Here is an 11424-nt window from a genome sequence, read left to right as displayed (position 1 = left end):
GACTGACCGGCCCGGCGGAACCGCCGCCATGAGCCGGAATTGCCACGAGGGTGATGGGGAAGTCAGCTTCGAGTGTTCCGCGCTGCCCTGTTTGCGGAGGCTGCAGCTTGCCCGTCATCGGCTGCCCGGCTGAATTAAATGCTGCCAAAGAGCAGGGAGCGGTGCAGCGCGGCGCCGGCGAGGTTTCCGTCGCCAACGGCAAGTGCAACGGAAGCCATCGGTCTTGCCGCATCTCCACAGGCAAAAACGCCGGGCAGGCTGGTCTCCTTCATCGGGTCCGTCTTGATCACCTGTCCGATGGGGCCTTGCTCGAAATCGAGGCCGAGTTCAGCCGGGATGCTGCTGGCCATCTCGAAGGGCGCGAGAGCGAACAGGCCGGAGAATGTCAGGCTACGCCCACTGGCCAGCTTGACGCCGGCATGGCCGATGATTGTCTCGATGGGACTGCGCTCGATAGTTACGCCGCGCCGCATCAGGCTTTCAAGCTGTTCCGCATCCGGCTCGAAGGCTCCGTTGAGCAGAAATGTAACCGGCCCCCAGTCGGGCAGCATCAGGGCGTGGTGCATGGACAGTTCGGACCCGGCGATGACGCCGATCTCGCCCTGGTTCAGTTCATAGCCGTGGCAATAGGGGCAGTGGAACACAGACTTGCCCCAGCGCTCCGCAAGGCCGGGGATTTCCGGCAGGATGTCCCGGACGCCCGTCGCCAGAAGCAGCCGGCGCGCGCGATGGCGTTCGCCATGGGCGAGAACCTCGAAGCCCGCACCCGAGGCATCGATCATCGCGGCCCGCCTGGCGCTGTCCGCCCGTGCCGGAAGCCAGCTCACCGTCGTGTATTTCAGCACCTGCGCCTTCGCATCCGCTGCGATCCTGGCCGGGTCGATCCCATCCTGTGTCAGGAAGCCATGCGAATGGCTGGCAAAGCGGTTGCGGCGTTTTCCCTCGTCAATGACGAGCACATTGCGCCGGGCGCGGCCGAGCTGAAGGGCGGCGGAAAGGCCCGCATAACTGCCGCCGATGACAATGACGTCGTAAACTGGATTGTGCATGATTTGCTCCTCGATCTCTCGACACAACATAAGTGACGAGAATGCGGAGGGTCAATAGTCATGAAACTTTTATTGTGACATGATTCCACTGGCGTGGTATCGGACACCATGTGAAGGCCTTGGGTCGTTCATGAATTTGGGCAGGGGGACCGGGATGCGGCATGACAGCCGGCTATCCAGAATGCTGCATGTGATGATCCATATGGGCCATCACGGCGGTGCCATGACATCGGACATGATCGCCCGCATGCTCGACGCCAACCCGGTGGTCATCCGCCGCACCATGGCGGGCCTGCGCGAGCAGGGCTATGTCCGCTCGGAAAAGGGCCATGGCGGGGGCTGGACGCTGACAAAGCCGCTGGAGGAACTGACGCTGCTCGACATCTACCGGGCCGTTGGTGAGCCTTCCGTCTTTGCTCTTGGCCCCGCCTATGACATGCCGGGCTGCCCGATCGAACAGGCCGTGAACGAGACCTTGAAGGATGTCTTCGCCGAAGCCGAGGAATTGCTCCTGTCGCGCTTTGCCGGGGTGACGCTGGCCGATATTGCCAAACTCTTTCCGGCCCGCGGCCAGCCGGATGCGGGCCGCTGCGACTGACGGTCTCCCGGCCGGGCATTCACCTGGGTACGGGATCTGCGGGATTTTTCTCCGTTGTATTCTCTCCCGCAACAGTCGCGGTGCCATTGCTGGCGCATAGTTCCGGCGCAGGCGGCAGGAGGGGCGGGCCTGCCGTTCAGCCGTGCCCGCTGCTCACTCTGCCAGCAATCCGGATGCGAGATGCCGGAAGGCCTCAAGCGCCTTGGGCAGGGTCCCGGCCGGATCGTCGCTGGAAGCGACCCAGAGCGCGGCATTCAGGGCTGCTCCGTTGAGCAGCCGGGCAGCGGCCTCAAGGTCGACAGGCTTCAGGATGCCCGCCCCGGACAAGGCGGCGAGCGCGGTGCGGGTTTCTTCGAGGCAGCTGCTCTGGCTCGGCCATTGCGAAGGGTCACCTAGAAATGCGGGGCCGTCCAGAAGCACGATGCGCTGAACCTCGGGATCCAGCGCTGCCTCGATATAGGCCGCCCCTTGTGCTTCGAGAGCGGCCCATCCGGTTCCGGCCGCAGCCCCCGCGCGCCGCGCACGCCCGGCCAATTCGCCATCGATCTCAGCCACGACAGCTGCGAGCAGCCCTTTCTTGTCACCAAAGTGATGGTAGAGGGCGCCGCGCGTCAGGTCCGCAGCCGCCGTCAGGTCATCCATCGAAGATGCCGCGAAGCCCTTTTCGGCAAAGGCGCGGCGGCCCGCTGCAATCAGCTTGATGCGAGTCTCTTCCAGCATCGAGGAACGGGTTCTGCGTGGGCTTTGCGTCATTGTTTCTGGCTTCCGGTGCGCAAATGCGTTGACATACGCCGCGTATGTGAGTTACACATACGCAACGTATCTCAATTCCGCGGGCCTGTGAAGGTCTGCGCCGGTCAGGACAAAGCCATGACAACTCCCACCCCTGTTTTCCCTGCGAACCGCCATGCCCTTTATGAGGCCCATGGTTATTCCGCCGCGATCCGGTCCGGCGATCTTCTGTTCGTATCGGGTCAGGTCGGCAGCCGCGCCGACGGCAGCCCCGAACCTGACTACCGGGAGCAGGTCCGCCTGGCCTTTGCCAATCTCGAAGCTGTGCTTGCTGCAGCCGGTTGCGGATTTGCCGATATCGTGGACGTGACAAGCTTCCACACCGATCCGGAAAAGCAGGCCGGGATCTTTCTGGAGATAAAGAGCGAGGTTTTCCCCGAGCCTCCCTATCCGAACTGGACGGCGGTCGGCGTCAACTGGCTTGCGGGATTTGACTTCGAGATCAAGGTCATCGCCCGCATACCCGCCACTGCGTGACCCGGGCCTGCCATCCCTCAAGCGCTGGCGTTACCCCGTCAGGCTGACCCTCTGGCCGGAGTGGCGCTCCAGCCGCCCGGCGAGTTCCAGTTCCAGCAGCATCACATGCACGGCGCGGGCTGAGAGGCGGGTGTCGCGGATGAGTTCGTCGATGCCGACCGGCGTCGGGCCGAGGGCCTCGATGAGGCGGGCGCGGGCGCTGTCTTCCGGCAGGTTGCCGTCCGGACCCTCCCAGGAGGGCTCCTCAAGGTCCAGGTCCGGCGGCAGGTCGGGGGCGGCGCGGTTGCCGATGGCTTCCAGAATGTCGGCGGTGGAGGTGATCAGCTGCGCGCCCTGACGGATCAGGTGATTGCAGCCCTCGCAGCGCGGATCAAGCGGCGAGCCGGGGACGGCGAGGATTTCCCGGTTCTGCTCCAGCGCGAAACGGGCGGTGTGCAGCGAGCCGGAGCCTTTGGCCGCTTCCACCACGATCACCGCCAGCGACAGGCCGGAGATGATGCGGTTGCGGCGGGGAAAGTCGCGCCCGCGCGGGCTCCAGCCGAAGGGCATTTCGCTGATGGCATTGCCGCCTGACGCCAGCAGCCGCTCCAGCAGGCTGGCGTGTTCGGGCGGATAGAGCACATTCACCCCGCCAGCAAACACGGCGACGGTGCCAAGTCTCAGAGAGGCCTCATGCGCGGCAGCATCAATGCCGCGGGCCAGGCCGGAGACGATGGTGAAGCCGGCCTCCGCCAGTTCTCCGGCAAGCTGTGCTGCAAACTTGCGGCCTGCCAGCGAGGCGTTGCGCGCCCCGACGATGGCAAGGGCTCTGGGATTGGCGAGTGCAGAGCTTCCACCACGCACGGAAATGAGCGGCGGCGGGCCATCGATGTGGCGCAGGTGCGGGGGATAGTCTGCCTCGCCCATCGCGATGAGCCTTGCCCCGGCGCGGGCATGGGCTTCGAGTTCGGCTTCTGCATCGGCCATTGAGCAGATGCGGATGGCGGTTTTGCCGCCCCGGCGGGACAGGTCGGGCAGGGCCTCGATGGCCGCTTCCGCCGAGCCGCAATGGTTGACGAGGCTGCGGAATGTGGCCGGGCCGACGTTTTCCGAGCGGATCAGCCGCAGCCAGGCGAGACGTTGACGGTCGCTCAGGACAATCGTTCTGCCGGGCTGCGGGCCAGTCTTCATGATGGTGTGTCTGTCTTCATGATGGTGTGTCTGCCCCTTCCGCCGCTGGGGCCTTGGCCTTGGAACCGATCTTCGATTCCGTGCCGCTCAGAAGCCGGCGGATATTCTCGTGATGCTTGGCCCACAGGAAGGCAGTCAGCAGCGCAAAGACGAGGGCGAGCTGCATCTGACCCAGCAGAACCAGCACGATGGGGCTGATGAGGCTGGCGATGAGGGCCGACAGCGAGGAGAAGCGGAACAGATAGGCGGCGAGGATCCAGCTGAGCGCGAAGACGATGCCCGCCTGCCAGCTGAGGCCGAGCAGGATGCCGAGATAGGTCGCCACGCCCTTGCCGCCCTTGAAGCCCAGCCAGACCGGGAAGATGTGGCCAATGAACGCGGCAAGACCGGCCAGCATGGCGGCGGAGGGGCCGAAGAAATGGCCTGCAATCAGCACCGCCACGGTGCCCTTCAGCGCATCGCCCAGCAGCGTTGCCGCCGCCAGCGACTTGCGGCCGGTACGCAGCACATTGGTGGTGCCGATGTTGCCCGAGCCGATCTTGCGGATATCGCCGAGGCCCGCCATGCGGGTGATGACGAGGCCAAAGGGGATCGAGCCCAGCAGATAGCCAAGGGCGAGGGAGGCAAAAATCAGATGCGGGGCCAGATCAAAGGTAGGCGCGGTGTCCACGCGTTTATCTCCGGTGGTGTTGCGTCAAGCGTAATCGTAGACCTTGCGGCCTGCAACAATGGTTGTGAGCACCCGGCCCGAGAAACGCGCATCTTCGAACGGCGAGTTCTTGGAGCGGGAGCGGATGGCCTTCTTTTCCAGCACCCAGGGCCGGTCAAGGTCGAAGACGATCACGTCCGCCGGTGCGCCTGCCGTGAGGCGGCCGGCGTCAAGGCCCAGCCGGTTGGCCGGGTTCAGCGTCATCGCCCGCAGCAGCGGCAGAAGGCCGATGTCGCCTGCATGATAGAGCCGCAGCGCGGCGGCCAGCAGGGTTTCGAGGCCGATCGCCCCGTCCTCGGCTTCCGCCCAGGGGTGCCGCTTGGTTTCCACGTCCTGCGGGTCATGGTTGGAACAGATGATGTCGATCGTTCCATCGGCCACCGCCTGCACCATGGCCATGCGGTCGTTCTCGTCGCGCAGGGGCGGGGACATCTTGAAGAAGGTCCGGTAGGGCCCGATGTCGTTCTCGTTCTGCGTGAGATGGTTGATGGACACGCCCGCCGTCACGTCCAGCCCCCGGTCCTTGCCGGTCTGGATGGCGGCGGCGCCATCGGAGGTGGAGACGAGATTGGCGTGATAGCGCCCGCGCGACATGCCGACGAGCCTGAGGTCCCGCTCGATCATGATGATCTCGGCCTCGCGCGGCACGCCGGACAGCCCCTTCCACGAGGCATTGAGACCGGCATTCATGGTGCCGCCGGTCATGTCCGGGTCTTCCGTGTGATGCACGACCAGCGCGCCGAAGTCCCTCGCATAGGTCATGATCCGGCGCATGATCTGCGCATTGCGGACGGACTTGTGGCCGTTGGTGAAGGCGACGGCACCGGCTTCCTGCAGCAGGCCGATTTCGGTCATGTCCTGCCCGGCAAGGCCCTTGGTGAGGGCGGCCATGGGCCGGACATTGACCACCGCCGTGTCGCGGGCGCGGCGCAGGATGAAGTCCACCAGTGCCGGATCGTCGATCACCGGATCGGTCTCGGGCATGGTGACGATGGTGGTGATGCCGCCCGCGGCTGCCGCCTCGCTGGCGCTGGCCAGCGTTTCGCGGTGCTCGTGGCCGGGTTCGCCCACCGACACGCACATGTCGATGAGGCCGGGGGCGACGATGGCGCCGTCGCAGTCGATGATCTCGGCGCCATAGGGCGCGCCCTGGTTCTGCGCTTCGGGACCGGCGGCCAGAATGGTGCCGTCCGCGATGATCACGCTGCCATCCGCATCAAGGCCGCGTGCCGGGTCGATCACCCGGGCATTCTTGAGAACCAGGGGCTTGGGAGTGTCTTGGGCCACGGGTCAGGCTCCTACTGGTTCGGCAGATGGGCGGCGAGGGCTTCCAGCACGGCCATGCGCACGGCCACGCCCATTTCCACCTGCTCGCGGATGAGGCTCTGCGGCCCGTCGGCCACCGCCGGGTCAATTTCCACGCCCCGGTTCATCGGGCCGGGATGCATGACGAGCGCATCTTCCTTGGCATAGGCCAGCTTTTCCGCATCAAGCCCGTAATAGCGGTAATACTCGCGCACGGACGGAATGAAGGCGCCGTTCATGCGCTCGCGCTGCAGGCGCAGCATCATGACGATGTCGGCGCCCTTGAGGCCTTCCTTCATGTCGCGGAACACTTCCACGCCCATCCGGTCGATGCCGCTGGGCAGCAGGGTGGAGGGGGCGACCACGCGCACCCTGGCACCGAGCGCGTTCAGCAGGATGATATTGGAGCGGGCCACGCGCGAATGCAGGATGTCGCCGCAGATGGCGACCGTCAGCCGGGCGATCTTACCCTTGTGGCGGCGGATGGTCAGCGCATCCAGCAGCGCTTGCGTCGGATGCTCGTGCTGGCCGTCACCGGCGTTGATCACCGAGCAGCCCACCTTGCGCGCCAGCAGATGCACCGCGCCTGCCGCATGGTGGCGCACGACGAGGATATCCGGGTGCATGGCGTTAAGTGTCGCGGCGGTGTCGATCAGTGTCTCGCCCTTCTTCACCGAAGAAGCGGAGACCTGCATGTTCATCACATCCGCGCCAAGGCGCTTGCCCGCGATCTCGAAGGACGATTGCGTCCGCGTCGAGGCCTCGAAGAACAGGTTGATCTGGGTGCGTCCACGAAGCACCGGCCGGATCTTTTCAACCTGGCGGGAGACTTCGACAGCCTGATCCGCCCGGTCCAGAAGGCCGAGGATGTCCTGGGGTTGAAGGCCTTCCATGCCCAGCAAATGACGATGGGGGAAAAGGCCTGCTCGATGGTTTTCTTGTGCGCTCATCGAATGAACTGGATAGGCCTTGTTCCGCGAGTCTACAAGCGCGGAATGGCCTTGCGGGTGCTCCCGGGCGGCCTGTCCACATGCGGGGCCGATTCTTGACCGCTCAGCCAAAAATCAGTAGGGCTGCCGGAATGGTGACGGCGGCGGCCAGTGTCTGCAGCGTGATGATCTCTGCCATCAGTTTGGCGTCGCCGCCCATCTGCCGCGCAAGAATGTAGGCGTTGCTGGCGGTCGGCACGGCGCTGGCGATGATCACCACCAGCTGAGGCGTGCCGGTGACACCGAACAGCAGTGTGAAGCCATAGGCCGCCAGCGGCATCAGCAGCGGGCGCAGGAAGGTGCCGAGCGCAAGGGCAGGGCCGGGGCGGCGCAGGGAGGAAAGATCAAGGCTCGCGCCCACGCAGATGATGCCGATGGGCAGGGAGGCGCTGCCGAGAATGGCAAGAGTGGAGTCCACCGCATCCGGCAGGGGCAGGCCTGCAAGGTTCACAAGGATGCCGGCCGCAATGGAAACGATGAAGGGATTGAGCGCCAGATCCTTGCAGATCTTGGCCGCTCCCGGAGGATTGCCGCTGGCATAATGCGACAGCACCAGAATGCTCAGCACGTTCAGCAGCGGGATCATGAAGACCATGGCAATGGCCAGGATGGCCAGCCCGTCTTCGCCCACGACGCTGCCGGCAATGGCCAGTGCGATCATGGCATTCCAGCGCAAGGTGCCCTGAAAGATCGAGGTGAAACGCGGGCCGGGAATGCCCAATACCCGCTCCAGCGGCAGACGGATCACCAGCAGCAGCGCCGCCAGAGCCAGAATGGCCCCCATCAGCGAGAACCCCATACCGAAGGTTGGCAGCTTCGAGAAGTCGACCGTTGCAATGGTGCGGAACAGCACGGCCGGAAACAGGACGTAATAAGCCAGCCGCTCGACGCCGCGCCACTGATCACCAGTGATGAGCCCCGTCCGCGCCACGCCGTAGCCGCAGGCAATGACCAGAATGACCGGCAGAAGGGCGCTCAGCGTCATCAGCATGGGCGGCGGCCGTCAGTCTGCGTCATCGATGATGGTGAAGGTGCGCCGGGGCTTTTCCTCCGCCTGCTGCAGATAGCCCAGCCGGTCGAGGAAGCCCTGCAGGATGTAGGCGGCGGCCATCTTGTCGACGAGTTCCGCCCGCCGGGCCCGGCTGCGGTCCGCCTCGATCAGCGTGCGGGTGACGGCGGCGGTGGACAGGCGCTCGTCCCAATAGGCGATGGGAAGGGGCGTCTTCTCTGCCAGATTGCGCACGAAGGCGCGGGTCGCCTGCACGCGCGGGCCCTCGCTGCCATCCATGTTGAGCGGCAGGCCCATGACCAGCCCGCCCACGCCCTGCTTTTCACAGATGCCTAGCAGCTTCTGCGCATCCAGCGTGAATTTCTCGCGCCGGATCGTTTCCAGCGGCGTGGCAATGCCGCGGCCAATGTCCGACAGCGCCAGACCGATGGTCTTGGTGCCAAGGTCAAGGCCGATCAGCCGGCTGCCGGGAGCAACTGCGGCGATGAAGTCTTCAAGCGGAAGCGTGGGGTCGTTTGCCATGGACTGGCGTGTATCAGGTGCCGTGGCCCAAAGCCAGAGGAAGAGGGCTGGTGTGCCGCTACGGCTGCCCACCTGAGATCAGATCTCAAATATCAGGCATAAGCAGCTGTAAATATTCGTATTTGCATGGAGTGAGGGCGCCGGTCCGCTTGACTCAAACAATGAGATATTCATCCGAATTATCTGAAATCGCTAGGTCATGTGCTCCAGAACAGCCCTTGCCGCGCTGACGAGATGGCGGCGCAGGGCGCGCTCGGCTTCCTTTGCGTTCCGTTCGATGATGGCATTGACGATGAGGGCATGTTCCTCGTTGGACTTCTTCATCCGCTCGGCGGCCCGCAGCTGCGAGCGGCGGAAGGGAGCGAGCTTCAGCCGCAGCCCATGCGCGATCTGGATCAGCTCATCGTTGTGGGTGCCTTCGAAGATGAGCGTGTGGAAACGGGTGTTGCCGTCCTCATAGGCCTCGTAGAGGGAGGTTTCCGCCATCTCCACCATTTCGAGATGCAAGGTCTCCAGCGCCGCCCGCTCGCTCATGCTCATGCGCTCGGCGGCAAAGCGGCCGCAGGTCGCCTCGATTTCGCCCATGGCCTCGAACAGCTGGTCGATGCGCTCGCGGGTGATGCTGGCAACGATCACGCCGCGATAGGGCACGCGCTCGGCCAGATGGCGGGAGGCGAGGATATGCAGCGCCTCACGCACCGGCGTGCGGGACACGCCGAACCGTTCGGCCAGGGCAATTTCGTCCAGCCTGCTGCCTGCCTTCAACTCACCGGCAATGATCTCGTTCTCCAGCTGACGGGCAATGACCGCGCTGTGCAGTTGCTTCTGCCCGCCCGGGGCGGTGGTGCCAGTGTCCTGTGAAGTGTCCTGTGAGGTGTCCTGCGAGGAGTTCTGGGTCATGGGGCCGTTGCTGCATCATCAAGGATAAGTGCCGGAAAGACAGTCAGGCCGGACCTGCCGCCACATGGCGCAAGTGCTCGCACAGCGGAGGTGTTTCGGCAAGCAGGAAGGAGGTCTGGCAGATGGGCATTCCGGTGATGATGGATCAGGGGATCAATTTTCTGGCGCCGGGTAGTGATGCACATGTATGTGTATCTGGAATTGTGCTTGTTGTCCGTCCCGCGCAGGGGCAGACGAATGCCGGATCGCTCGCTTGCTACGCTTTGTCTTGACTGCTGATGGATCTATGACGTCGCCGGATGGAAAAGAAGTGACGGCGACGGTCATCGACGACCGGTTCATAGATGTTCCGCATCTGAGACCTCACGTGATGCAGGTCCCGTTGCCGAAGGGCGATACAATCGGCATCAAGCTTGTCTATTCATCACATTGCTGGAGCGCGCGCTATGATCAGGCGCTGCATGGCGCGCCAGCTTGCCTGATGATGGATGGTGCTGTTGCACGTATATTTGATGCGGAACGGTTCAGGCTGTCCCAGATTCTGCCCGATATGCTTTCAGATCTGGCCTCGCACCGTCTCTATTGGACACCTGCCGATCGGAACTACGGTGTTTACAACGCTTCAGCGCTTATTGATGGTGTGGCCTACACGGCCTTTTTTACCTTGAAAAAGGACCGCGGCAAGATTGGGGGCTGCCGCCATAGTCTGGTGATGCGGATCGAAAGTGCCTATCGGGCACCGCAACCGTCAAAAGGGATGCGGATTAAATTCGCGGCAGCGATTGATCACGCTCTGCGAGGCAGCAAGCCGAAGTACCGTTAACTGGAGAAACTCGCGGATCAGATAAAACCAAAGGGACCAGTTCATTCGAACGGTCCCTTGGCAATCTCGACAATCTCTTCAGCTTTCGCCTTATCCACCATACCGGTTGGACTGCCTAGGCAGCGGAAGGAACCTCACAGTCGATCTGGTATCCTTATGCGATAAATAATGGCATTTTCCGCGCTCTTTTTCAAGGGCCAGCAGTCCGTTGAGTTGCCGGTGAGGCCCCCTCGGAGGTTGCTGTCCGGGCAGGGCGGCTTATATTCCGGGCTGATGGCGCGTTGCGGCCTGGCCTTTGCTTGCGAAGGTCTGCCTATGCGCGCTCCGCCGGTCCGGGTCCCGTCCGGGGCCGCCCTCAGTCTGGAGCATTGCAATGAAACTGACCTGGCTTGGACATTCCGCCTTCCGCATCGAGGTGAAGGATGCGGTGATCCTGATCGACCCGTTCTTCACCGGCAACCCGGGCTTTCCCGCCGGTCTGACCGTGGAACAGGCCAGCGCCGGCGTGACCCACATCCTGCTGACCCATGGCCACGACGATCACATTGGTGACACGGTGGCGATTGCCAAGGCGAGCGGGGCGCAGGTGACGGCCAATTTCGAGATCTGCGTGTGGCTGTCGGGCAAGGGCATCTCGAACATCAACCCGATGAATGCCGGCGGCATGGTGGATGTGGGGCCCTTCAAGGTGGCGCTGACGCAGGCGATCCATTCCTCCGCCACCAGTCAGGATGGCGACGGGCTCAAATACATGGGCAATCCGCATGGCATCGTCCTGGCAGCGCCCGGCGAGAAGGTGCTCTATCACATGGGAGACACGGATGTTTTCGGCGACATGGCGCTGATCAACGAGCTGCATCAGCCGAAAATCGGCCTCGTGCCGATTGGCGACCGCTTCACCATGGGCGCAAAGGCCGCCGCGCTCGCCTGCAGCCGATTCTTTGATTTCGAGACCGTCATTCCCTGCCACTATGCTTCGTTCCCGATGGTGGATCAGTCGGCAGAGGGTTTCATCGCCGCGATGGGTGCCAAGGCAGCCACGGTGAAGGCGCCGAAGGCGGGCGAAGCGCTGACGCTCTGA

Annotated in this window: 13 protein-coding genes; 4 read left to right on the top strand and 9 right to left on the bottom strand. The window is 63.8% G+C overall.

Translation table 11 applies throughout. The features are described 5' to 3' along the window. Positions 1-134: 134 nt before the first annotated feature. A complete protein-coding gene (locus tag ACVNHC_RS05375; protein WP_457166640.1) occupies positions 135-1049 on the bottom strand; it encodes an NAD(P)/FAD-dependent oxidoreductase in 915 nt (304 codons plus the stop codon). 154 nt (positions 1050-1203) lie between these two features. Between ACVNHC_RS05375 and ACVNHC_RS05370 the strand changes: the two genes are divergently transcribed. Then, the gene (locus ACVNHC_RS05370) at positions 1204-1647 is read left to right on the top strand and encodes an Rrf2 family transcriptional regulator (RefSeq protein WP_457166639.1); all 444 of its coding nucleotides are present in this window, start codon (positions 1204-1206) and stop codon (positions 1645-1647) included. 153 nt (positions 1648-1800) lie between these two features. On the opposite strand, the gene ACVNHC_RS05365 is transcribed toward ACVNHC_RS05370, so the two are convergent. Then, positions 1801-2400, bottom strand: coding sequence for a TetR/AcrR family transcriptional regulator (locus ACVNHC_RS05365; protein WP_457166638.1), 600 nt, complete (start codon positions 2398-2400; stop codon positions 1801-1803). A 117-nt stretch (positions 2401-2517) separates the two neighbouring features. On the opposite strand from ACVNHC_RS05365, the gene ACVNHC_RS05360 reads away from it, so the two are divergent. After that, positions 2518-2916, top strand: coding sequence for a RidA family protein (locus ACVNHC_RS05360; protein ID WP_050471677.1), 399 nt, complete (start codon positions 2518-2520; stop codon positions 2914-2916). 30 nt (positions 2917-2946) lie between these two features. On the opposite strand, the gene dprA is transcribed toward ACVNHC_RS05360, so the two are convergent. The 7 genes from dprA to ACVNHC_RS05325 form a co-directional block, all read right to left on the bottom strand. After that, entirely contained in the window at positions 2947-4086 is a 1140-nt protein-coding gene (gene dprA, locus ACVNHC_RS05355) for a DNA-processing protein DprA (protein WP_457166637.1), read from the bottom strand. A 16-nt stretch (positions 4087-4102) separates the two neighbouring features. Continuing rightward, the gene (gene plsY / locus ACVNHC_RS05350) at positions 4103-4756 is read right to left on the bottom strand and encodes a glycerol-3-phosphate 1-O-acyltransferase PlsY (protein WP_058899982.1); all 654 of its coding nucleotides are present in this window, start codon (positions 4754-4756) and stop codon (positions 4103-4105) included. Positions 4757-4780: 24 nt separating this feature from the next. Further along, positions 4781-6082 carry a dihydroorotase gene (locus tag ACVNHC_RS05345; RefSeq protein ID WP_457166636.1) on the bottom strand — a complete coding sequence of 434 codons (1302 nt, stop codon included), beginning with the start codon at positions 6080-6082 and terminating at the stop codon, positions 4781-4783. 11 nt (positions 6083-6093) lie between these two features. Then, entirely contained in the window at positions 6094-7050 is a 957-nt protein-coding gene (locus ACVNHC_RS05340) for an aspartate carbamoyltransferase catalytic subunit (RefSeq protein WP_050471673.1), read from the bottom strand. Between the two features lie 103 nt (positions 7051-7153). Continuing rightward, entirely contained in the window at positions 7154-8080 is a 927-nt protein-coding gene (locus ACVNHC_RS05335; RefSeq protein WP_457166635.1) for an AEC family transporter, read from the bottom strand. Positions 8081-8092: 12 nt separating this feature from the next. Then, the gene (gene ruvX, locus ACVNHC_RS05330; RefSeq protein ID WP_457166634.1) at positions 8093-8620 is read right to left on the bottom strand and encodes a Holliday junction resolvase RuvX; all 528 of its coding nucleotides are present in this window, start codon (positions 8618-8620) and stop codon (positions 8093-8095) included. Positions 8621-8812: 192 nt separating this feature from the next. Then, a complete protein-coding gene (locus ACVNHC_RS05325) occupies positions 8813-9520 on the bottom strand; it encodes a GntR family transcriptional regulator (protein ID WP_082676054.1) in 708 nt (235 codons plus the stop codon). Between the two features lie 286 nt (positions 9521-9806). On the opposite strand from ACVNHC_RS05325, the gene ACVNHC_RS05320 reads away from it, so the two are divergent. Further along, on the top strand, positions 9807-10343 hold the full coding sequence (locus ACVNHC_RS05320; RefSeq protein ID WP_050471669.1) for a hypothetical protein: 537 nt from the start codon (positions 9807-9809) through the stop codon (positions 10341-10343). Between the two features lie 373 nt (positions 10344-10716). Continuing rightward, positions 10717-11424 (top strand): metal-dependent hydrolase, encoded by a 708-nt coding sequence (locus ACVNHC_RS05315; protein WP_457166633.1) that lies wholly within the window; start codon positions 10717-10719, stop codon positions 11422-11424.

The sequence above is a fragment of the Pannonibacter sp. Q-1 genome, from assembly GCF_054073275.1.
Note: the sequence above shows the minus strand (reverse complement) of the source record. Positions and strands in the feature narration are given on the sequence as shown.